Below are 23017 nucleotides of genomic sequence, written 5' to 3'. Positions count from 1 at the left end.
AGCCCATTGCACGCCACTACCGGAGTCACAGCAACCCATGCCAGCTAGTCAGTCTTCCTTTATCGTTCAACGCAACGGCCTGCCGGCAACGCTCGCCGAGTTGGCACCCCTCGCCTTTGCGGGCTACGCGCATTTCACCGCGATGCAGGTGCGCGGCGGCCGGGTCCGTGGGCTGGATCTCCATCTCGAGCGGCTCAGGGTTGCCTCGATGGCGTTGTTCGGCCGCGCCTTGCCCGACGATCAGGTGCGTGCCTATCTGCGCGCGGCGCTGGCATGCGCGCCGGCGGACGTCTCGCTGGTGGCCACCGTGTACCTACCGGCGGGTGAGTTCACCGTGGCCGGCGCGGCTGTCGAGCCTGAAGTGCTGGTGCGTACCGGGCCGCCCGCGTCCGGCCCACAGGCCCCGTTGGGGTTGGCCGCTGTCCCTCACGAGCGGGTGCTCCCCGCCCTGAAGCACGTTGGCGAAGTGGCCAAGACGTATTTCCTGCGCCAGTCCGTGGGCAAAGGCTTCGACGATGCCGCTTTCGTTGACGCCCAGGGGCGGCTTAGCGAGGGGAGCATCTGGAACCTGGTCTTTTGGGACGGAGAAGCTGAAACGGTGGTGTGGCCCGAGGCCGAGATGCTGGCAGGCACGACCATGGGTATCGTCCGCCGGCAACTGGATCGCCTCGGTGTGCGTCAGCGCGTCCAGCCCGTGACGCTTGCCGATCTGCCTGGCCTGGCTGGCGCGGCGGTGATGAACTCCTGGACACCGGGGGTGGCGGTGAGCCGGATCGGTTCCGCGCCCATGCCTGAGGCGCCTAGCTTCCTTGCGCTGCTTCATCGGGCTTATCAGATGGAGGAACCTGTCTTGCCGTGAGCCCGTGCCAACGATTGCCCATTGTCGCGGATTGCGGTTGAATGGCTCCAGCTTGAATGGCGCCATTGTGGCCAGAGACCACCGTGGCAACATATGCGGGAGGGCTCAACGATGACACCTGACGGCCAGGTCAAATCTCCGGGGCAAAGTGATCGTCGCCCTGTGCTGGTCTGGGACGCGCCGACGCGGCTGTTCCACTGGCTGGCAGTGGTGCTGGTAGCGGGAGCCTATGCGACCTGGCGGCTGAACTGGATGGACTGGCATGTCCGGATTGGCGAAGCACTGCTCGCGCTGGTGCTTTTCCGGTTGCTTTGGGGCTGCTTCGGTAGCGAAACCGCACGCTTTCGCAGCTTTGTGGCCTCGCCCGCCGCTGCGTTCCGCCATCTGCGGCATATGTTGCGCCGCGAGGCCGACGTGCAAGTCGGCCACAACCCGGCGGGCGGGTGGATGGTGCTGCTGCTGCTTGCGTTGATGCTGGGCGAAACGCTCAGCGGGCTCTACATCAACAACGACATCGCGGACAAAGGGCCGCTCACCGAATGGGTGCCCGCATCGGTCGCCAATGCGATCACGGCGCTGCACACCATCCTGTGGGACGCGCTGCTGGCGGCGGTAGCGTTGCACGTGCTGGCCATCGCACTGTATGCACTGGCCAAGGGCCACAACCTGCTGCTTCCCATGCTGACCGGCCGCAAGCCATTGCCGGCGCGCATCGCCACGCCACGACTGGCATCCGCGCTGCTGGCGCTGCTTGTGCTGGGCGTTGGCGCCGCCGCGGCGGCGCTTCTCACGGCGTATCTCTGAGCTGCCCAGACCTGAGCGCAAGCGCCGCGTTAGTTGCTCTTAGGCGGCAGCACCTGGCCACGGATTTCGCCGGCGGGATGATCCTTTGTGTGCACGTTGATGTACATCTCGCCGGCAAGAAACTCTTGCGCGTCAGCCGGGGAGAGGGTGGTCTGGCCCTTGAGGGGACTGGTGACCGCAGCGCCCTTCCCGGACAGCCAGATTTTCACGCTCGCGTTCTTGCCGCTTGTGGCAGGCCCGTGGAAATGCGCCATGGTGGCCTCGCTGGGTAGGCCGCTCAGCGTGACTGCCCAGGTGACAACCCGTGTGCCAGGGTCGTAGGTGAGGTCGGCGGAACCGCTGCCGTTGGTCTCGACAGGAGGCACCTCCTGCGCGCCGCTGAGCGGCACGGTAAACGAGATTGGCGCCGCCTGCACCCAGGTCATTGACCCCGCCAAGGCGAGGCCGGAGAGCCACATGAGGGCCCGCCGCGATATTGAAACACGCATTTGATTGTCTCCTGTCCGGTATGGCACCGGTTGAACAGCGGCCGCCTGCTTTCACTGCGTGGCGGCGAGCGTACCCGATGCCGGCGCTTCCGGCGCCGGGTCAATCTTTCAGCCGACCGGTCGCTGGCATGAGTCCGAGAAAAGGATAGACCCGGCTGTCTGCCAAATCCAGAACCGTGGTTGGCAGCCAGGCCCGCATGGCGCCGCGCGTCCGAGCGCTACTCGACTTCCCGCTGGAGCGCTTTTTCAGAGTTTGAGCGCCCGATCCTGGCCGCGCCTGCCGAATGCTCAGCCCGCAGCGGTCTCCAGCGCCGCGTCATATTGTCCCAGGCTGGCCAGGCCATTCAGCCGTGAGCGCTGCAGCAGCGCCCGTTGCGCTTGCGCCGCGTTAGCGGCCTCGCCGCGCCAGGCCAGCAAGGGCGGCTCCTGCAAGGCGCGCCCGTAGGAGAAGGACAGCCGCCAGGGCAACTGGGCGAGCCGGTTCATGGCATCGAGATTGGCGGTGGCCTCGGTGGGCGTTTGGCCGCCGGACAGGAAGAAGATGCCCGGCACCGCCGCGGGCACCGTGCGCTTGAGCACCTGCACGGTCTGCATGGCAACCTCGGCCGGCGCCACGTGCCCGGCCTCCTTGCCGGGGAGCACCATGCTGGGTTTCAGGAGCATGTGTTCGAGCACTACCGCATGCTGGTGCAAGGCGTGAAAGACTTCATGCAGCACGGCCTCGGTGACCTCGGCGCAACGCGCCATGGCGTGCGCGCCATCCATCAGCACCTCGGGCTCGACGATCGGCACCACGCCCATCTCCTGGCAGATCGCGGCATAACGCGCCAGCGCCTGCGCATTGGCCTGGATGGCAAGCCGGCCGGGCAGTTTGTCAGACACGTTGTACACCGCGCGCCACTTGGCAAAGCGCGCGCCTTGCTGGCGATAGGCGGCAAGCCGCTTGGCCAGCCCGTCGAGGCCCTCGGTGATCTCGTCGCCGGGAGCGTGGGCGAGCGCGAGCTTGCCCTTGTCCACCTTGATGCCGGGCACGATGCCATGGCGCGCAGCCAGTTCTGGCAGCGGCGTGCCATCGTCGGCGCACTGGCCTAGCGTTTCCTCGTACAGGATCACGCCGCTGATGCATTCACCAAGACCTGGTGTCGACAGGAGCAGGCTGCGCCACGCCCGGCGGCTTTCCTCGCTCGATGCCACGCCGATGCGCTCGAACCGCTTGGCGATCGTCGCCCCGCTCTCGTCGGCGGCCAGCAGGCCTTTGCCCGGTTGAACCAGGGCATCCACGGTGGCTTGCAGTTCGCTTCGTGTGTCCATGATGCGGCTCCGTGAAGGTGACATGGGAACAAGCATTAGCGCATAAGGGCAATCGCGCAAGCGAGCCGGGGGACGTGGCCAGTGCTGATGGTGGCCGACCGAACACTTCGCGCAGCTTGCCCTTGTCCTGCTCGAGCGCGGCGCGCAGGGCGTAGTCAGGCCCGAGGCATCTGCGCCGCCTTGGACAGCACACAGACGGGCACCGGGTCATCGCGGCCTCGCAGGCGCGCGGCAAGCTGCGGCAGGCCCGCGGCCGAAACGCCGGCTTGCTGGAAGACCTGTTCCGAGACGATCGCCTCGCAAGCCATCTCCTTTGTCAACTGCTCGAGTCTCGAGGCCACATTCAACGGGTCACCAATTGCCGTGAACGTAACGTGGTCGCGGAAACCAATCTCGCCCATGATGGCCCGGCCGCAATGCAAGCCGATGCCAAAGCGGATTGGCGTCTGCAACTGCTGCTTGAGCGCAGCGTTGAGTTCCTCAATATTGGCTGCAACCAGCGGCACTGCGCTGAGCGCCTGGCGACAGGCCTCGGCTGGCTCGCAGCGCAAGCCAAAGATCGCGAGCACCGCGTCTCCCAGGAACTGGTTCGGCAGACCGCCTGCCTGAACCACCGCGGCACAGACCGCACTGAGGAAGCGGCTGACCATGAACAGGCTGTCGAACGGCAATTGTGCCGCCGCAAGCTTTGTGGAATCTCGCATGTCCACAAACATGAACGCCGCGAACCGCTCTTGCGGCATGACGTCCCGCTGGCGCCGCTGCAGGAAGGCCGCCGATGCGGCCGGCGGCACCAGCGGCCACACGGACAGATCATGGGTCGGCCGCAACTGGCAGGCGAGGCGCACTGTCCGCGAATCCGCTCCCAGCCGCTCCAGAACGCGCCGCTCGGCCTCCGCCGGCGCGGGCAGCGGCACAGCACTGAGCACACGCACCCGGCACAATGTGCATCGGGCACGGCCACCGCAGGTGCTGGCATGGGGCACGCCGGCCATGCGGCTAGCCTCCAGCACTGAGAATCCGAGCGGCGCGAATACCTTTCGCCCGTCCGGATACAGAACACAGAGCCGCCCGGCCCGGCGCTCCCGCGCCGTGCGCACCAGGCGCGCTGCAAGCACCAGCAGCAGCGCGCCACCATCGAAGAGCAAAAAGTCGTTGCGCAGCTCGGCGAGCCAGAGGTTTTGCAACCCCGTTCCGATGATCGTGGTCCGGGTCGCCGCGGCGCGCCAGACGAGATCCTGCGCGAGCGCGACCACTTCCCGTCCGCCCTGCAAGAAACCTAGCAGCGCGAGCACCGGGATCAGCACTGCGACGCTCAGCAGCACGCTGCGCCACGCCCCGAACCATGGTTTCAAGCGCAACCAGAACCAGATGCCGTAACACCCATGCAGCCAGGCGACCACCAATAGCATCAGCTGCACGCGGCCGAAGAACGGTGAATCGATCCAGAACGAGTACAGCAACTGCGCGTAGCCCTTGTTCAGGCCGAACTCGGCAAAGGCGACCCGCGTATTCACAACATGGTTGGCTAGCAGCGGCGGTATGCACAAGCCGAGGACGAGTTGCGCTACCTCACCCGGGGTCCAATGCAACGAGCGCCGTTCGTACAGAGCCCACAGACCCAGGACGAAATGCGTCACCAGCGCGCTGTACAGCACGGCCGTTCCAAGCCATCCCTGCCAGATGAACTTCTGCACGAGCAGACCACGCTCCAGCCAGGCGAGCGAGATATTCCCCAGCGAGTGGTTCAGCAGGTGCGTACCAACATAGGTAAACAGCACCAGTCCTGTGGTCAGACGGACCGATCGCACACCCGCCGGCCACCACCTTTGAAGATAGGGAACGTGTGACATGCTCTACTCTACCCTCCACGCCTGTCGATGCGCCAGCGCTTGCCACCAAGCGCCAGCACTGCCGAGCAGCACGCTAGGTTAGCATCACTTCCAATGGGTAGTGCAGGCGCCTGAGGCGCCTTGGATTCAGGTTCATCCGACGTTCGCGTGGGTCGATGCATCGCCGGGCTAAATCCAGCGCTGCCGTAGCTCCCTTCTCCCATTTCATGGGAGAGGGGAGCAAACCAGCGTTTTTCTTCCTGCCACTTGCACCCGCGTGCAGTACGCATACGACAGTCCGAAGAACCTCTATTTAAGCCGCCTGTGGATCTGGCGGCGTCTTAGCTGTGCGCGCCGTCGGTGAACGGATCGCGCCGATCCGTGATTTTTGCGCCGTCGGAATAGACGTCGAACTTGCCTGCTTTCGCGCCATCCGTGTAGGGATCGCGCGGCCCGACAGTATGGGTGCTGCTGTCAGAAGTTGGGGGGGTGCTGGACGACTGGGCCATGGCAGCGAAGGAAGTCAATGCCGCGACAGCGGCCAAAATCAGGGTTTTCATGACGAGCTCCAAATACAGTAGGGATAGCTTCCAAAGCGCATCTCCGTGAAGGCTACGCTTGGGCACGTAACTCGCTTCCGGTTTCCGGGGGTATCGATCCATCCCGAGAACTCGTTCGCCGTGCATTTGTAGAACCGCGCAGCCACCCGTTTTATTCCGGCACAAGCTATGGATGCGGCCAGCGGCCAAGGGAAATTCCTGTGCCTCGGTTCATGTTCCTTTGTCCTCTTATCCCTGATGCCGCGGATGCGTTTTTTCCGCGAAGGAAATTGGGGAATAAGCAGACCGGCTCCGCGGTTTACCCATGCAGAGCGTCCTGCTGCGCAGTCGGGTCGACCGCGGGCATCGCTCGCTCGGACAACCAAGGAGTACTGACATGAAATCGAACTCGCTGAATCGGCTTTTTGCGCTGCCCATGCGCGGCTCGCTCATCGTGAGCACTGCGTTGATGGCAACTTCCGTTTGTGTCTATGCGCAAACGCCGCCGGCACCCGCCACGCATCAAATCACTCGCGCGCAAGTGCGACATGAACTCGAGGAACTGGAGTCGGTCGGCTACAACCCATCCCAAGGCGACAATGGTGACTATCCCGCCGACATTCAAGCAGCTGAGCAAAGGCTGGAAGCCAAACATCAAGCGCAAAGGAATGCGCTGATGGGTGGAAACCAGGCAGCACAGGCCGGTGACAACCAGACCGCACAGACGAAGCCCGCGCCTTGATTGCGGGCGCAGGCCGCACACGGCATCTCGAAAAAGGATACGGCTGGCAGAGCAGTTGAACGACCTTTTTGTGGCGTACCAATCCAGATCGGATGGGATCATGAATCGCGACCAGTTCAAGTTTTGGAACGCCGTTGGGATCATTACCATCGGCCTTCTCTTTTACTACCTCTTGGTCAACTAGTGCCCGCTGAAGCTGGATTGAGGATCGTTCCGGGCGCGCTATGCCTGAGCCGCAGCGCCAGCGTGAAACCGCGCCCGGCAAGATCCAGCGACCAGATTCCGAGCGCATGATTGGCCAGGTGGAGAAAGAGGTAGATCAGCAGTCATCCGCTTGCGACGCATGGGAGGCTCGCCGGTGGTGCTGGTCTGGCAGCCCGAGACGTCGACGGCTGCAGGCGGCATACCGATCACATGATCGGCGCTTGCCATGCGGAATCAACACGGGATCCATTTCAGGTCGCGGTTCCGGGAATAAAAATGGCATACCGGCGGTCTTGCTGTTAACTCACTGCCGGTCACGGATTGCGGTTACAGCAGACACTTCAAAATGGCCGATCCAGACACCGCGCAGCGCTTCGAGACGCTTTTATTGCCGCATATGAACTCGGCCTTCAATGTTGCGCGATGGTTGACGCATAACGACCAGGATGCCCAGGACGTGGTGCAGGAGGCGTACCTGCGCGCATTCCGGTTCTTTGGCGGATTCCGCGGCGAGGATGCCCGTGCATGGCTATTGAGCATTGTGCGCAACACCTTCTACACCTGGCATCAGCAGAACCGGGGGCATGCAGCGCAGACCATGATGTTCGAAGAAGACATGCATAGCCTTGAGACGAGTGTCGCCGACCATGACGACAGTCCTGAAGCCATGCTCATACGCAGCCAGAGCCAGAAGCGGGTGCACAAGGCGTTGCTGGGCTTGCGGCTGGAATACCGGGAGGTTGTCGTGCTGCGGGAGCTGGAAGACTTGTCGTACAAGGAAATCGCCGCCATCGTGGGCATCCCGATCGGCACGGTGATGTCTCGCCTGGGCCGAGGCCGCCAGCAACTCGCGGCGCTGCTCGCCCCGACGGATCAGGAGGCGTGATGGATCACAAACAGGCGTTTGAATTACTGCCGGGCTATCTCGACCAGGAGTTGAGCCTGTCCGAAGCGCTCGAATTCGAGCGTCATCTTGCTGACTGCGAGCAGTGCCAACAGGTCTATGCACAACACCGCCAGGTGAGTGCGCAGCTGCGGCAGGCGGAATTGCGCGTAGCGGCGCCGCAGGAACTGGTGAAACGCATCAAGGCTGCGCTGCCGGTGCGCCGCACGCTCTGGCAGCGGCTGGGTGAGCGATTCGGTCAGTGGAGCGGCGGTGGGTCGCTGGCCTGGGCGCCGGCTGGCGCGATGTTGATGAGTGTGGTCGCGTTGACCTGGAGCGTGGGGCTGTACCTCTCGGTGCCGTCGAGCGAGACGCGCCTGACCCAGGAACTCGTGGATAACCATATTCGCTCGCTGCAGGTCAGTCACCTCTCCGATGTGATTTCAACCGACCGGCATACGGTCAAGCCGTGGTTTGACGGCAAGCTGGACTTTGCGCCGCCTGTGGTCGATCTTGTGCAGCAGGGGTATCCGCTGGTCGGCGGGCGGCTGGATTACCTGAAGGGACGGGCGGTAGCCGTGATGGTCTATCGCTACAAGCTGCACCCGATCAATCTTTATGTGTGGCCGGGCAACGACGCGGGCGCCACGCCTCGCATCTACGCGCAGCAGGGCTATCACCTCGCCCACTGGAGTGCCGCGGGGATGAATTACTGGGCGATTACCGATGCCGGCGAAGCTGAGCTGAATGGCTTCATCACGGACCTGCGTGCGCATCCTGCTTCCTAGCCGCCGCAGCGCGGTACACATCGCGGAATAAAACGGATGGCACGGCGGTTTACCTGGAGAACCCAATCGGGAGGTCCGTCGGATGGTCCGGTGAGCCACCTCTCGAACTTTCCTTGCGAGGGCAATATGTCGTCAGATCTTCCGTCCAACCCGTCGCGCCGCGGCGCGTTGAAGTGTCTCGCTTTCGGTGGCGCGGGCACCGTCTTTGTCTTGGCAGGCGGCGTTCTCGCGCCCGTGGAACTGGGCCTTGCCGCCTCCGGGAAAGGCCCGTCATCTGCCGCGGGCATTCCTCTTTTCCTGCAGATCAGCGACACGCATATTGGCTTCAATAAGGAAGCCAATCCCGACGTCGCGGGCACGCTCAGGCAGACCATTGACTTCGTCAATGCCATGCCGGTCAAACCGGCGCTGACGATCCACACGGGCGACATTACGCATCTTTCAAAGGCAGAAGAGTTCGACCACGCGGCCCAATTGATGTCGGGGCTGAATATCACCGAGTTGCATACCGTGCCCGGCGAGCATGACGTGACCGATGGGCCTGGAACGGAATACTTCAAGCGTTTCGGTCAAGCCTCCGGCAACAAGGGCTACTACAGCTTCGACCACAGCGGCGTCCACTTTATCGGCCTGGTCAACGTGATGCATTTCAAGCCAAACGGTTTGGGGGGCTTGGGCGACGACCAACTCGCCTGGCTGAAAGCGGATCTGCGGGGCCGCTCGTCCAGCACGCCGATCGTCGTCTTTGCACACATGCCAATGTGGACGATCTACCAACCATGGGGTTGGGGCACCGGCGACGCCGGCGAGGCCATGAGCTATCTGACGCGCTTCGGTTCGGTCACGGTCTTGAACGGCCATATCCACCAGATCGTGTCGAAGGTGGAAGGCAATATCACCTTCCATACGGCGCGCTCGACGGCCTATCCGCAACCGACGGCAGGCAATGGGCCCGGTCCCATGCCGCTGACGGTACCGGGCGATCAGCTTCCCAGGATGCTTGGCGTGACCAGCATCAAGATCATGCGCCACCCGCTCGCAGCGACACTCGCCGACACCACGCTCGCCTGATTTTCCAGGCACTGCTCACCAACCAGGACCCAGATCATGCTAACAACCATCCTTCGCCGCGCCTTCGTCGTCCCCCTCGGGGTCGGGATACTCATGGCGGCATTGACTTGCGAGTTCTCCTTCGCGCAAGCGCAGGAGAACCATGTCGTCGTTGTGAAGAATTTCATGTTCTCGCCGATGTCGCTCACGATCAAAGCTGGCTCGACCGTGACCTGGAAGAACCTCGATGGCGAACCGCACACGGTTGTCAACGACGCCGGCCTGTTCCGCTCCAGCGCGCTCGATCAGAACGACACCTACAAGTTCAAGTTCGACAAGCCGGGGGTCTACAAGATCTTCTGCGGCATCCACCCGAACATGATGGCGACAATCACCGTCCAGTAGGGGCCGACGAGCCCGCCGTCCAGCCTCCGCTCGCCGAATGGCCCGTGAGCGGAGGCGGCCATCCAGCTCGTTGAGCTCGCGGTTGGCGATCGTCGCTTCAGTGGCCATCGCGAACGTTGTCCACACGAAACAAATGTAAGCTTCTGTAAATGCCATGCGCCGCGGCCCTGTTTTGATAACAGAAGCGCCCTTGCGCTTTGGTACGATCGCGCTCTTTCCGCCAGCGCCCCGCCACCGTGATTCGCCGATATGCATCGTTGTTTTGTGAGCATTGCGCACGGTGGCTCGCCCGTGTCCAACCGCTGGCCGCCGCCGGCAGCACGATCACCAGACTCGCGCTCAACGGCGCGCTGCGCCGCCTGCGCCACCCGACGCGACGCGGCGTCGCGCTGACGCTCGCTGCATTGCCGGCGCTCTTCCTGCTATACGTGCTTGCGCTCGTGCCGTTTACGCCGGGCATCGGCGACATCCGCAAAGCCCGCGTTGACCGGCCAGCGTTGATCGTGTCGGCCGACGGAAAACTGCTCGATGCGTTCAAACCGGTCAATCGCGAGTGGGTGTCGCTCAGGCAAGTCTCGCCGCACATGGTGGATGCATTGATCGCGACCGAGGACCGCCGCTTCTACGAGCATCATGGCATCGACTGGAAACGTACCGCGTCGGCCGCGCTGCATACGTTCTCCGGCGACCGGCAAGGTGGCTCGACGATCACGCAGCAGCTCGCGCGCAATCTGTATCCCGACGAGATCGGCAGCGCGCCGACCCTCACGCGCAAGCTCAGGGAAGCGATCACGGCATTCAAGATCGAAGCCGTGTACAGCAAGGATCAGATCCTGGAGACGTACCTGAACACGGTGCCATTCCTGTACAACGCCTACGGCGTGGAAATGGCCGCACGCACCTACTTCGGCAAATCGGCCAATCAGCTCGACATTCTTGAAAGCGCGACGCTCGTCGGCATGCTGAAGGCCAACAGCACCTACAACCCTGTGCTCAACCCCGAGCGCGCGTTGCAGCGGCGAAACACGGTGCTCGGGCAGATGAACAAATACGGGAAGCTCAAGCCCGATGCCTACACTGCATTGAAGCGGCAACCGCTCAACATCGATTTCGAGTTGCAGACCGCGCAACCGGGCGCCGCGCCGCATTTTTCGGCGCAATTGCGCAAGTGGCTGATCGCATGGGCCGATCGCAACGGCTACAACATCTATGCCGACGGGCTGGTCGTGCGCACGACCATCGATTCACGCCTGCAGGCCATGGCGACGCAGGCGTTGGACTGGCAGACGAACCAGTTGCAATGGATCGCGAACGGCGCATGGAACGAACACACAGGCTGCTGGCCGGGCAACGACCTGTTCCGGACGTTCATCCGGCAGTCGCCCGACTACCGCGCCGCACGCGATGCGGGTCAATCGGATGAGGCCGCGCTCAGGAAGCTCGCCACGAACCCCACGTTCGTGCGCGCGCTCTGCCGGAGCAAGACGCAGATCCAGGCGGGTTTTGTCGCGATCGACCCGCGCAACGGAGATATCAAGGCATGGGTTGGCAGCCGCGACTTCCGTGACGAGCCGTTCGATCACGTGCAGCAGGCCCGGCGTCAGCCGGGTTCGACGTTCAAGCCGTTCGTCTACGGCGCGGCCTTCGCGGACGGTGCGCGGCCGAGCGATACGATCGTGGACCGTAACGTCGCCATTGCGCTGACCGGGAATGCGATCTGGCGGCCTACCGACGCAGAGCCGCCCACCGGCCGGCCGATGACGCTGCGCGACGCGCTAGTGTATTCGCGCAACCGCGTCACCGCACAGCTCATGCAAAAGGAAGGCCCCGAGAAGGTCGCACGGCTCGCGCACGCAATGGGTGTGCGCGCGAGTCCGCTCGAAGCGGTGCCGTCGCTCGCGCTCGGCACAAGCCCGGTCACGCTCAGGGAAATGGTCTCGGCGTACAGCACGATCGCGAACCGTGGCGCCTATATCGAACCGCGCATGGTCACGCGCATCGAGGATCACGACGGCAAGGTGCTCGCCGAATTCGCGAGCGCATTGCCAGAGCAGGCACTGCCCGCCGGCGCGGCGCAAACGCTCGTCGACGTGATGCGCGACGTCGTTAGCCGGGGCACCGGCGCGGCGATCCGGGCGCGCTTCGGGATTCGCGCCGACGTGGCCGGCAAGACAGGCACGACACAGGACAACACGGATAGCTGGTTCATCCTGATGCATCCGCAACTGGTCGCGGGCGCGTGGGTGGGTTTCGACGATGGACGTGTGACGCTCGGCAACTACTGGGGCGAAGGCGCGCACAGCGCCCTACCGATGGTGGGCGCGTTCTACGACATGGCGCTGCGCGCGCGAGTGATCGATCCGGATGTGCGGCTCGGCCCCGAAACCCGGCCTCCGCGCACGGTCCATGAGCGGCGGCATCGACACTTCCTCTTCTGGACGTTCTGACGTCGTCGCTGGCGCACGCGTCATTCGCCGCCTCCGCCGACTACCCGCTCGGCAACCCGATCGCGGTGAGGGGCTTCACGAGCGGGAAGCGGTGCATGCGCACTAGCCGCGCCAACCTTGCGCGGCGCCCTACATCATCCGGTGCGCGAAATGCCCGCGCCGAGCTTCGGTCATGAGGGCGGCGAACTGCTCGGTGCTCATATGCACCAGTTCCTCATGGTCGCCCGCCTCGAAGTAGACGTCGGGATGCGTCAGCAGGCTGTCGTCGAGCCAGGTCAGCGTGCCGTACGCCATGCCGACCGGCGGGAGCGCGCCGATTTCGCAGTCCCTGAACACTTCGCGCACGCCATCCCCATGCGCCAGCGACAGCTTGCGGCCGGTTTGTTCGCAGATATCCAACAGTTTCAGCTGGTGGGTGGAAGGGATCACCGCTGCGAGATAGCCTCGGTTGTCCTCCAGCAGGACAGTTCGGGCGAGCCGGTCTCCGGGGACATACGCAGTCTGCGCCGTTGCCAGGCCACTTGGGCGAGGAACGGTTTCAAACCGGCTCTGCTTCTTGCTCAGGCATCTTGCCAGCGTGGTAGCCATGGTCATGATTGCAACCTCCGAGCGCTGATCGCTGCAGTTGCTTACGTATCGGAACTATAGGTCAAGCACCGGGCGACAATCGGTGGGGCTAACCCCAGCACGGTTGCGGGTGACCAATAGCGATGCGCTATTGAGGCAATTGCAAACCTCTCATTTGGTTGCCGAGCGCTTTCAACTATATTTTGTGTGCGGCAGGCCTGCCGACGCAGGTCCCGAGTGGAAGCATTGACGCGGAAATACTAGAACTCACACTAGAACTCACGTTTGGTACGCCTCCGAAGGAGAGAGCATGTCTAACGAAAAGTGCCCCTTCAACCACGCCGCCGGTGACGGCACCACCAACCGGGACTGGTGGCCGAAACAGTTGCGGCTCGAGTTGCTCAGCCAGCACTCCGACAAGTCCAATCCATTGGACAAGAGCTTTAACTATGCCGAGGCGTTCAAGAGCCTCGACCTCGCCGCAGTCAAGAAAGACCTCGCGGCGCTGATGACTGACTCGCAGGACTGGTGGCCGGCGGACTTCGGCCATTACGGTGGTTTGTTTATCCGTATGGCCTGGCACAGCGCCGGCACATACCGCATCGGTGACGGCCGTGGCGGTGGTGGCCGGGGCCAGCAGCGTTTCGCACCGCTCAACAGCTGGCCGGACAATGTCAGCCTGGACAAGGCTCGCCGGCTGCTCTGGCCCATCAAGCAGAAATATGGCCAGAAGATTTCCTGGGGCGACCTGATGATCCTCGCCGGTAACGTTGCCCTTGAAACCATGGGCTTCAAGACATTCGGCTTTGCTGGCGGCCGTGAAGACACCTGGGAACCGGACCAGGACGTGTATTGGGGGAATGAGAAGACCTGGCTGGGCGGCGACGTACGCTACGGCAAGGGCGCCGCCGGCAAGGACGGCAACGAAGGTGTGATTGTGGCCGACGAGGAATTGCACGGTGGTGAAGTCAGCCGTACCGACCCCGGCCGCAACCTCGAGAATCCCCTGGGTGCCGTGCAGATGGGCCTGATCTACGTGAATCCGGAAGGCCCCGATGGCAATCCGGACCCGCTCGCCGCGGCGTACGACATCCGGGATACGTTCGGCCGCATGGCCATGGACGATGAGGAGACCGTCGCGCTGATTGCCGGCGGCCACACCTTCGGCAAGACGCACGGTGCCGGTCCCGCTGATCACGTAGGCCCCGCGCCCGAAGCCGCCGACCTTGAAAACCAGGGTCTGGGATGGAAGAGCAGCTTCGGCACAGGCAAGGGTGCGGATTCGATCACCAGCGGCCTGGAAGTCACCTGGACGACCGCGCCGACGAAGTGGGACAGTGGCTTCTTCGAAAACCTGTTCGGCTATGAATACGAGCTGACCAAGAGCCCTGCCGGAGCCAACCAGTGGGTGGCCAAGAATGCCGGCGAAACGGTTCCGCACGCTCACGATCCGTCGAAGAAGCTCAAGCCGACCATGCTGACCACGGACCTGTCGCTGCGCTTTGACCCCATCTACGAGAAAATCTCGCGGCGCTTCATGGCGAACCCTGAGGAATTTGCTGATGCCTTCGCCCGTGCCTGGTTCAAACTAACCCACCGGGACATGGGACCGCGCGCCCGCTACCTCGGCCCGGAAGTCCCGGCCGAAGAGTTGCTCTGGCAAGATCCCATTCCGGCGCCGGACCATCCGCTGGTCAATGACCAGGACGTGGCGGCGCTCAAGCAGAGGATCCTGGCATCGGGGCTGTCGGTCTCGGAACTGGTGAAGACTGCCTGGGCATCGGCATCGACGTTTCGCGGTTCGGACAAGCGCGGCGGCGCCAACGGCGCGCGCATTCGCCTGGCTCCGCAGAAGGACTGGGCGGCCAATGAGCCGGATCAGCTGGGCAAGCTACTGAAGACCCTCGAAGGTATCCAGAGCGAGTTCAACGGTGCCCAGTCCGGTGGCAAGAAGATCTCGATGGCCGATCTGATCGTGCTGGCGGGCGGCGCCGGTATCGAGAAGGCAGCGGAGAAGGCTGGGCAGAGGCTGACCGTACCATTCTCGCCGGGCCGCATGGACGCTTCGCAGGAAAAGACCGACGTGCAATCGGTTGGCGCCCTCGAACCCACGGCCGATGCCTTCCGCAACTACCTCAACCCGAGCGTTCGTGTTCCGGCAGAAGCGATGATGCTGGACAAGGCGCAGTTGCTGACTCTGACCGCGCCCGAAATGACGGTGTTGATCGGCGGCCTGCGTGTGCTGAATGTCCATACAGGGAACGATGCGCACGGCGTCTTCACCGACCGCCCGGAAACGCTGACCAACGACTTCTTTCGCAACCTGCTCGACATGGGCGTGGAATGGAAGGCGCTCACCCGGGATGTGTTCGAGGGACGTGACCGTAAGACGGGGCAGGTCAAGTGGACCGGATCGCGAGTGGATCTGGTGTTCGGCTCACACTCTCAACTCCGGGCCCTGAGCGAAGTCTACGCAAGCGAGGACGGGGCGGATAAGTTCGTCAAGGACTTCGTCGCTGCCTGGGTCAAGGTGATGAACCTCGACCGCTTCGATCTGCGTACATAGCGTTAAGTCAGGGGCAAATAAGGGGCAAACAAGGGGCAAACAAGGGCGCCGGACCACGTTCGGCGCCCGTCCGGGCCGATTGATCGTGGTAGAGTCGATCATCACTCTCTATCGCGTAGCCTTATGTCGCCACCCGTTGAACGTGGATCCGCCGATTCGTCAGACCATCAACAGGGCATGGAAAGCGCCGCTGATGCGCACAGTGTGACCATGCGGATTCCGGCAATTGTTCCAGCGCAAACCGCGCTGGTGGTCATGCATTATCAGACCGACATCCTGGCGTTGTTTCCATCGGTCGCGCCCACCTTGCTCTCCAATACGCGCAAGCTGTGTGACGCCGCGCGAGCCAAGGGCGTCAGCATCTATTTCGCCAAGATCCACTTTGGTCCAGGCTATCCGGAAGTCAGTCCGTTGAACAGGAACGGACAGGGAATCAAGCAACTTGGTCTATTCGTCGACGACCAGATCTCACCGGAACTCGGCCAACAGGCCACGGAACCGCTCATCATCGCGCATCGTGCCAGCGTGTTCTTTGGTACCGACCTGCAGGTGCGGCTTTCCGCCCAGGGCATCGACACCCTGCTCATGGTGGGCATTGCGTCGACCGGTGTGGTGCTGTCGTCGGTCGCGTACGCGAGCGATGCGGACTTCCGTTTATTCACGGTCAAGGATTGCTGCTACGACCCGGATCAGGTCGTGCACGATCATCTTTTTTCAACGGCGTTCGATTCGCGCACAACGGTGCTCTCGCTCGCTGATGCCTTGCTGCTGCTTGCCTAGCTTTTGCCGGGATTTCTGTCGCTTCGACTTGAATACCGCGTAGTGGGCGCGACAAGCGCTGCGTTTGCGGGCTATCCCGCCAGGACAATTCTCGCCAATACAAGTCGTCTTATGACGTCCTTGCGTCGGTCGTAGTGGAAACGCCGCAACCCAAAACCGTGCTCGATCGACCCGACTCAGCTCCGAACTTCCGTGGTCGAACCCGTCTCCGACATTCCTCATTGAGCGCGGAATGTCCGCTATCCGCAGTTGAACCGTCGGATCACGCCGGGGAAAACTCAAAGATCGCGAAAAAACTCAATCAATGCGGAGTTGACCAAATCCGGTGCCTCTTGTTGTAGCCAGTGCCCTGCTCGCGGAATCACTTGGGAGAGGCGTAGGTTTGGCACGAGCTGGGGCATGGCGCCGATGACCTCGTGCATGCCTGGAATTGCCAGACCTGTGTCGCGCTCGCCGACAAGGTAAAGCGCCGGGACCTCGACGCGCAGGCCCTCGAAAGCGGCTTGCACTTCCCAGTTGCGGTCGAGGTTGCGATAGTAGTTCAATCCGCCGCGAAAGCCAGAAACGCTGAATGCCTGAACAAATTTGTCCAGGTCGGCGGGGGCGAGCCACGCGGGCAACGAGGACGGATCATTCAGAGAGTCAAGGAGCCCGCCACTCCGTAACAGAAGTCCAAAGGGATTAGGTGTATTCGCGTCGCGGACACCTACATCGCCCGATGCAGAGAAATAGATCTTGCGCAATGTGGCCGCAACGTCATGCTCAAGTTCTGTTTCGGCCAACCCTGGTTGGGAAAAGTAATGTGTGTAGAACCACGCCTGGTCGGTCTGTGGAAAAAGCCGACTCGGCGCCATCGGCGCGCGGCCCATCATTGGCACCCCGAGCGCAGCGACCGCGCGAAATCGGTCGGGCCGAAGCATCGCGGCATACCAGGCAATGGTTGCGCCCCAATCATTTCCCACGATAACTGCGTCGCGTTCTCCAAGCACATCAACGAGCGCAACCAGGTCAGCGACAACGTCCAAGGTTGTGTACTGTCCGATCATCGCTGGACATTCGCTTGATCCGTAGCCACGCAAATCTGGGGCAACTGCGTGGAAGCCGGCGCGCGCAAGTGCCCCCAACTGGTGGCGCCAGGCATGCGAGGTCTCGGGAAAGCCGTGACAAAGCAACACTAACGGACCATCGCCCTGCTCAGCGACGTGCAGGCGGATGCCGTTGGTTTCAATATAGGTTTGACGGTATGCACTCATGCTTGCTCGAAGAGACAGTTTTACACAAGAAGCTCGGTATATCGTAACATCTAAAGTTACTCATTTCCACATTTTCAAAGTTATGCAACGTGATACCCGGCTGGCTCGACTTCTGCACGTACTCATCCACATGCATCTTCGCGGCGGCGCGACCACTTCGGAGACGATCGCGCAGATGCTGCATACGAACCCCGTTGTTGTTCGCCGCACAATGGCTGCGCTACGCGAAGCTGGATATGCAAGGTCTACAGGCGGTCCAGGCGGAGGTTGGGCACTCGCATGTGACCTCAACGCTCTTACGGTGAGAGACGTTTACGTGGCCATCGCGCACACCGCATTGTTCGCGGTCGGCCCGGCTGACGACAATCGCGATTGCCCGGTAGAGGCGGCGGTAAATCGGCACATCAATGAGGCCTTGCGTTCAGCAGAAAATGCGTTGCTTCAACTGTTTGGCGAAAAGCGACTCTCACAGATCGCGCACGACGTGACCTCGTCAAAGTCGGGCAAGACGGTCACCTAATTCGGGGACCATGGAATGGGTATTAATGGAGGCAAGTCGCGCGGGCTTGCTTGACAACGACTTCTCGGACGAACGAGTGTCAGCTTCCATACTGCAAGCAGCCGTTGATTTGAGCGCTGTCAATGCCCCTTCCTGGCCGGGAAGGGACCTCGGTCTCTTCCCGACCCGATTCGCCCCCCGGCTTGCCGAAAGCGGCCGTTCGAATCCGAAGCGGCGGATTGGGTTATCAGAGCTTGTGGCGGTGATAATGTTGGTCGGCACCGTCTCCTGAGAGACTCAATGTGATCTCGCACACTTTTCTCGGCATTAACGACTTCGATCGCGCGTTCGAGTTTTATTCGGCTTTGATGCAGGAACTGGGACATCGCCTCAAATTCTGCGAACGCGACAGGCCATGGGCAGGATGGATGGCAACGGACGCACCGCGGCCGCTGTTCCTTATTGGCAAGCCATATGACGGCAATGCCGCGCGAGGTGGAAATGGCCAGATGGTGGCGCTGCTTGCGCGTGACCGGCAGACGGTTGATCGGGCATACGCCTGCGCGCTCGCAAACGGAGCGCATTGCGAAGGGCCTCCTGGCCTGAGAGTCCAGTATCACCCTCACTACTACGGCGCATACTTCCGGGATGCCGACGCAAACAAGCTCTGCGTATGCTGTCACGACCCGGTATCGGATTAGCGTTGTCGATTTAGCACTGCGGCCTGCCTCCGGGCCATGGGGGACGTCTCTTGATGGCCGGCTCCAGTCCACGGAGGGGGCGGAACGGCGGTCGTTTCCTACCTACCCATCTCTGCCGTTCGATCCAGCGAAACAAAGCGGCTAAAAAGGTGAGTCCGGGAACGATCTCGACGCCGAAGTTCGTATCAGTCTCGAGGCGCTCGATGGCAACCTTCACGCTGAATCCTGCGAAGCTCACCCCTGCCCTTTGTCTCACCATTGCAGGCGATGACCTTCTACTGCGCGGCAGGCTGCTCCCGCATACGACGGGCTTCGTCGCGCAGGAACTGCTGGTAATCGTCCAGATCCCCGTCGAAGGGCTCGACGCCGCCCTTGGTGACCAGCCAGAACTCGTCGCATACGGCGCGCAGCAGGGCCCGGTCGTGACTGACCAGCATCACCGTGCCTTCGAATTCGTTGAGCGCCATGGCTAGCGCTTCGCGTGTGGCCAGGTCGAGGTGGTTGGTAGGCTCGTCGAGCAGCAGCAGGTTGGGACGCTGCCACACGATCATGCACAACACGAGCCGCGCCTTTTCGCCGCCGCTCATCGTGCCAACCGCCTGATGGACCATGTCGCCGCTGAAGCTGAATGTGCCGAGGAAGGTGCGAAGCGATTGTTCGGTGCCACTCTGGCCAGGGGCGCGCATGTGCGCCGGCGTGTCCTTGGCAAGGCGGATCATGTGTTCCAGCGGCGTGTCGAGCGGGCGCAGCACGTCGAGTTCCTGCTGTGCGAAGTAGCCGATGTTCAGGCCTTTGCCTTCGCTGATTTCGCCGGAAATCGGCGCCAGCGCGTGCGCCACCGTCTTCACCAGCGTGGACTTGCCTTGGCCGTTGGCACCGAGAATGCCGATGCGCTGCCCGGCCAGCACGGAACGGTTGATGCCCCGCACGATGACCGTGGGCGGCGTGCCCGGCAGTGCGCCGGCCGGCGCGGGGTAGCCGAAGCTCGCGTCCAGCATGGACAACAGCGGGTTCGGGACGTTGAGGGGCTCCTTGAACTCGAAGTTGAACTCAGCATCGGCAAGCACCGGTGCGATCTTCTCCATGCGTTCAAGCGCCTTGACCCGGCTCTGCGCCTGCTTCGCCTTCGAGGCCTTGGCCTTGAAACGGTCGATGAACTTCTGCAGGTGGGCGATCTTTTCCACCTGCTTGGCCATCGCGGCCTGCTGCAACACGAGCTGCTCAGCGCGCATGTCTTCGAACTTGCTGTAGTTGCCGCCATAGCGCACGAGCTTGGCGTTGTCGACGTGCACCGTCACCTGCGTCACCGCGTCGAGGAATTCGCGGTCGTGGCTGATCATTACCAGGGTTCCTGGATAGCGCTTGAGCCAGGCTTCCAGCCAGACCAGCGCGTCGAGGTCGAGGTGATTGGTCGGCTCGTCGAGCAGCAGTAGGTCGGACGGGCACATGAGCGCGCGCGCCAGCTGCAGTCGCATGCGCCAGCCGCCGGAGAAGCTGTTGACCGGCTGGCTAAGCTGCTCAGCACTGAAGCCAAGGCCCAGGATCAGCGCTTGGGCACGTGCGGGGGCATCGTGTGCACCGGCGTCGTGCAGGGCCATATAGGCGTGCGCCATGCGCATGCCGTCGTCGCTGGCCTCGGCGGCGGCTACTTCGGCCTGCGCGGCCAACAGCACGGTGTCACCCTCGACGACAAAGTCCGTCGCGCTCTGCTCGGTCTCCGGCATATCCTGCGCAACCTGGCCCATCTTCCATGCAGCGGGAATCGAGAACTCGCCGCTGTCTTCGTGCAGCGTGCCGTTGAGAAGGCCGAAGAAGGATGACTTGCCGGCGCCATTGCGGCCGACAAGACCAATCTTTTCTCCGGGGGTGAAAGTGACGGACGCGCGGTCGAGTACGACATTGACGCCGCGGCGCAGCGTGACATTACGGACGGAAATCATAAGGAGCCACTTCGGAGAGGATCAGCATGATAGCCGACCGGACGCGCAGGGCTGTCGCTTTTCTGGCAGCACGCGTGAACATAGCGGTGAATGACGGCTCCTGGCCACCTGCGAATCCGCCGCTCGTCGTTCTCTACCGAGCCACACATAAAACCTTTGCAGGTGAGCGCACTAGAAAACGTTCGATGAGCCCCCTCCCCGCGCTATGTCGCCGGATAAAAAAACGCCAACCCGTTTTGGGTTGGCGCTATGTTTTGGGCGTACTACTGGTATCAGAACTGGTTCATGGTGTTGTCTTTACCAGCCGCTTTCAGGGCTGCTTCGCCGCTGAAATACTCCTTGTGGTCGTCGCCGATGTCCGAGCCGGACATGTTCTGGTGCTTGACGCAGGCGATGCCCTGACGGATTTCCTTGCGCTGCACGCCAGCCACATAACCCAGCATGCCCTGGTCGCCGAAGTATTCCTTGGCCAGGTTGTCGGTCGACAGTGCGGCGGTGTGGTAGGTCGGCAGCGTAATCAGATGGTGGAAGATACCGGCTTCGCGCGACGAGTCGGCCTGGAAGGTCCGGATCTTTTCGTCGGCGAGCTTCGCCAGTTCGGTCTGATCGTATTCCACGTTCATCAGCTGGGTGCGCTCGTATGCCGATACATCCTTGCCCGCGGCCTTCATCGCGTCATACACCTGCTGGCGGAAATTCAGGGTCCAGTTGAACGATGGGCTGTTGTTGTACACCAGCTTGGCGTTCGGGATGACTTTGCGAATCTCGCTGACCATGCCGCCGATCTGGGCGATATGCGGCTTTTCGGTCTCGATCCACAGCAGGTCAGCGCCGTTTTGCAGTGCGGTGACGCAATCCAGGACGCAGCGCGCTTCGCCCGTGCCGGCGCGGAACTGGAACAGGTTGCTAGGCAGGCGCTTAGGGCGCAGCAGCTTGCCGTCGCGCTTGATGATGACGTCACCATTGCCCAGTTCGTCGGCCGACAATTCTTCGCAATCGAGGAAGGAATTGTATTGATCGCCCAGGTCACCCGTCGTGTTGGTCACGGCGATCTGCTTGGTCAGGCCAGCGCCCAGCGAGTCGGTACGGGCCACGATGACGCCATCGTCCACGCCCAGTTCCAGGAAGGCGTAGCGGATGGCGCGGATCTTGGCCAGGAAGTCCTCGTGCGGCACGGTGACCTTGCCATCCTGGTGACCGCACTGCTTCTCGTCGGACACCTGGTTTTCGATCTGAATGCAGCATGCGCCCGCTTCGATGAACTGCTTGGCCAGCAGGTACGTTGCTTCGGCGTTGCCGAAACCCGCGTCGATGTCCGCGATGATGGGCACAACGTGGGTGACGTGGTTGTCGATTTTTTCCTGGATGGCGGCCTTGGCAGGTCCTTGGGCAGCATCCAGTTCGCGGAACAGGCCGCCCAGTTCACGGGCGTCGGCCTGGCGCAGGAAGGTGTACAGCTCGCGGATCAGCGCACTGACGGAGGTTTTCTCGTGCATCGACTGGTCCGGCAGCGGGCCGAACTCGGAGCGCAGCGCGGCCACCATCCAGCCGGACAGGTAAAGGTAGCGGCGCTCGGTACTGTTGAAGTGCTTCTTGATGGAGATCATTTTCTGCTGGCCGATGAAGCCGTGCCAGCAACCCAACGACTGAGTGTACTTGGACGAGTCGGCATCATAGGCGGCCATGTCGGCGCGCATGATCTTGGCGGTGTACTTGGCAATGTCCAGGCCCGTCTTGAACTTGTTCTGGGCACGCATGCGGGCAGCATACTCGGGGTTGATGGCATTCCATGCGCTGCCGTGGTTCTCTTTCAAACCGGCAACTGCCTTGATGTCGTCTTGATACTGGGCCATGTCAAATTCCTAAGCGTGTTTGAAGAAAGGGGGGCGTGTGCCGCTACGGATCTATGAATGTCGAAGCAGGCAGCGTGGAATCATTGTATGGCGCTTCTGGTGCACTGCGGTGAAGTCTTATATAAGACATAAGAGTTGGTTTATCCTTATTTTTCAATGAGATAGGCCTTGAATTTCGCGATGCGGAATGCGTTTTCGAGGAACGAAAACAAAACACTGCGGAAACTCGGCGTGAATTCCGCAATGTGAAAAGCGCTTTCAGTGGCTAGAAGTGAAGGCAAGCCCAGATGGCTTGAGCAACGATTGTTGGGGTGATTTTGTAGACGCCTGTCGAACGAACAGGGTCATGAGGCGGTGCGCAAACGTGTGGCTGTCTTCGTGCCCGCTGCGGTCATTCGATCTCGGACGAGGATCGTCGCAAACTGGCCGAAGGACTAAACCGCTCGCGCGGTAACCCTCCGGCCCAGCGCAAAGTGACTCAACCGCCAGCGCTGTTTCCTATGTTG

The 23017-nt window shown here is 62.2% G+C and carries 20 protein-coding genes; 12 read left to right on the top strand and 8 right to left on the bottom strand.

Features of this window, described 5'->3' with window-relative positions; translation table 11 throughout:
• Positions 1-37 precede the first annotated feature (37 nt).
• Together AC1RQC_RS34445 and AC1RQC_RS34440 are read left to right on the top strand one after the other, a co-directional pair.
• Complete coding sequence (locus tag AC1RQC_RS34445) at positions 38-859, top strand: aminotransferase class IV family protein (RefSeq protein WP_492373812.1); 822 nt, start codon at positions 38-40, stop codon at positions 857-859.
• A 111-nt stretch (positions 860-970) separates the two neighbouring features.
• The gene (locus AC1RQC_RS34440; protein WP_492373813.1) at positions 971-1663 is read left to right on the top strand and encodes a cytochrome b/b6 domain-containing protein; all 693 of its coding nucleotides are present in this window, start codon (positions 971-973) and stop codon (positions 1661-1663) included.
• 29 nt (positions 1664-1692) lie between these two features.
• Here the strand turns inward: AC1RQC_RS34440 and AC1RQC_RS34435 are convergent, their stop codons facing one another.
• From AC1RQC_RS34435 to AC1RQC_RS34420, 4 genes are all read right to left on the bottom strand, one after another.
• The gene (locus AC1RQC_RS34435; RefSeq protein WP_492885985.1) at positions 1693-2151 is read right to left on the bottom strand and encodes a CHRD domain-containing protein; all 459 of its coding nucleotides are present in this window, start codon (positions 2149-2151) and stop codon (positions 1693-1695) included.
• Between the two features lie 288 nt (positions 2152-2439).
• Positions 2440-3462, bottom strand: coding sequence for a class I fructose-bisphosphate aldolase (locus tag AC1RQC_RS34430; protein WP_492830579.1), 1023 nt, complete (start codon positions 3460-3462; stop codon positions 2440-2442).
• Positions 3463-3617: 155 nt separating this feature from the next.
• Positions 3618-5315, bottom strand: a complete 1698-nt coding sequence (locus AC1RQC_RS34425) for an adenylate/guanylate cyclase domain-containing protein (protein WP_492885983.1) — start codon at positions 5313-5315, stop codon at positions 3618-3620.
• Between the two features lie 320 nt (positions 5316-5635).
• Positions 5636-5854 carry a hypothetical protein gene (locus AC1RQC_RS34420; protein WP_492885981.1) on the bottom strand — a complete coding sequence of 73 codons (219 nt, stop codon included), beginning with the start codon at positions 5852-5854 and terminating at the stop codon, positions 5636-5638.
• A 376-nt stretch (positions 5855-6230) separates the two neighbouring features.
• Between AC1RQC_RS34420 and AC1RQC_RS34415 the strand changes: the two genes are divergently transcribed.
• The 6 genes from AC1RQC_RS34415 to AC1RQC_RS34390 all read left to right on the top strand — a co-directional run bounded on the left by AC1RQC_RS34415 (position 6231) and on the right by AC1RQC_RS34390 (position 12352).
• Positions 6231-6575 (top strand): DUF4148 domain-containing protein, encoded by a 345-nt coding sequence (locus tag AC1RQC_RS34415; protein ID WP_492373818.1) that lies wholly within the window; start codon positions 6231-6233, stop codon positions 6573-6575.
• A 550-nt stretch (positions 6576-7125) separates the two neighbouring features.
• Positions 7126-7665 (top strand): sigma-70 family RNA polymerase sigma factor, encoded by a 540-nt coding sequence (locus AC1RQC_RS34410; RefSeq protein WP_492373819.1) that lies wholly within the window; start codon positions 7126-7128, stop codon positions 7663-7665.
• Positions 7665-8450, top strand: coding sequence for an anti-sigma factor family protein (locus AC1RQC_RS34405; RefSeq protein WP_492812772.1), 786 nt, complete (start codon positions 7665-7667; stop codon positions 8448-8450). Before AC1RQC_RS34410 ends, AC1RQC_RS34405 begins: the two co-directional genes overlap by 1 nt.
• A 126-nt stretch (positions 8451-8576) precedes the next feature.
• A complete protein-coding gene (locus AC1RQC_RS34400; protein WP_492812774.1) occupies positions 8577-9521 on the top strand; it encodes a metallophosphoesterase family protein in 945 nt (314 codons plus the stop codon).
• A gap of 36 nt (positions 9522-9557) precedes the next feature.
• Entirely contained in the window at positions 9558-9905 is a 348-nt protein-coding gene (locus AC1RQC_RS34395) for a cupredoxin domain-containing protein (protein WP_492373822.1), read from the top strand.
• Between the two features lie 236 nt (positions 9906-10141).
• A complete protein-coding gene (locus AC1RQC_RS34390; RefSeq protein WP_492885979.1) occupies positions 10142-12352 on the top strand; it encodes a penicillin-binding protein 1A in 2211 nt (736 codons plus the stop codon).
• 129 nt (positions 12353-12481) lie between these two features.
• Here AC1RQC_RS34390 and AC1RQC_RS34385 read toward each other — a convergent pair whose 3' ends face one another.
• Positions 12482-12946, bottom strand: a complete 465-nt coding sequence (locus tag AC1RQC_RS34385) for an aminoacyl-tRNA deacylase (protein WP_492812778.1) — start codon at positions 12944-12946, stop codon at positions 12482-12484.
• Between the two features lie 283 nt (positions 12947-13229).
• Between AC1RQC_RS34385 and katG the strand changes: the two genes are divergently transcribed.
• Positions 13230-15485, top strand: a complete 2256-nt coding sequence (gene katG / locus AC1RQC_RS34380) for a catalase/peroxidase HPI (protein WP_492812779.1) — start codon at positions 13230-13232, stop codon at positions 15483-15485.
• 177 nt (positions 15486-15662) lie between these two features.
• Complete coding sequence (locus AC1RQC_RS34375) at positions 15663-16265, top strand: cysteine hydrolase family protein (RefSeq protein WP_492373825.1); 603 nt, start codon at positions 15663-15665, stop codon at positions 16263-16265.
• Between the two features lie 278 nt (positions 16266-16543).
• Here AC1RQC_RS34375 and AC1RQC_RS34370 read toward each other — a convergent pair whose 3' ends face one another.
• The gene (locus AC1RQC_RS34370; RefSeq protein ID WP_492373826.1) at positions 16544-17518 is read right to left on the bottom strand and encodes an alpha/beta fold hydrolase; all 975 of its coding nucleotides are present in this window, start codon (positions 17516-17518) and stop codon (positions 16544-16546) included.
• A gap of 82 nt (positions 17519-17600) precedes the next feature.
• On the opposite strand from AC1RQC_RS34370, the gene AC1RQC_RS34365 reads away from it, so the two are divergent.
• Together AC1RQC_RS34365 and AC1RQC_RS34360 are read left to right on the top strand one after the other, a co-directional pair.
• Positions 17601-18038 (top strand): Rrf2 family transcriptional regulator, encoded by a 438-nt coding sequence (locus AC1RQC_RS34365; protein WP_492812815.1) that lies wholly within the window; start codon positions 17601-17603, stop codon positions 18036-18038.
• A gap of 281 nt (positions 18039-18319) precedes the next feature.
• On the top strand, positions 18320-18718 hold the full coding sequence (locus tag AC1RQC_RS34360) for a VOC family protein (protein ID WP_492373827.1): 399 nt from the start codon (positions 18320-18322) through the stop codon (positions 18716-18718).
• 275 nt (positions 18719-18993) lie between these two features.
• Here the strand turns inward: AC1RQC_RS34360 and AC1RQC_RS34355 are convergent, their stop codons facing one another.
• Together AC1RQC_RS34355 and AC1RQC_RS34350 are read right to left on the bottom strand one after the other, a co-directional pair.
• Positions 18994-20658, bottom strand: coding sequence for an ABC-F family ATP-binding cassette domain-containing protein (locus AC1RQC_RS34355; RefSeq protein ID WP_492885977.1), 1665 nt, complete (start codon positions 20656-20658; stop codon positions 18994-18996).
• Between the two features lie 272 nt (positions 20659-20930).
• Positions 20931-22511, bottom strand: coding sequence for an isocitrate lyase (locus AC1RQC_RS34350; protein ID WP_043354195.1), 1581 nt, complete (start codon positions 22509-22511; stop codon positions 20931-20933).
• Positions 22512-23017 lie beyond the last annotated feature (506 nt).

This window comes from Cupriavidus sp. GW822-FHT03E04 (assembly GCF_058801495.1).
This window is presented reverse-complemented; position numbering and strand designations above follow the sequence as displayed.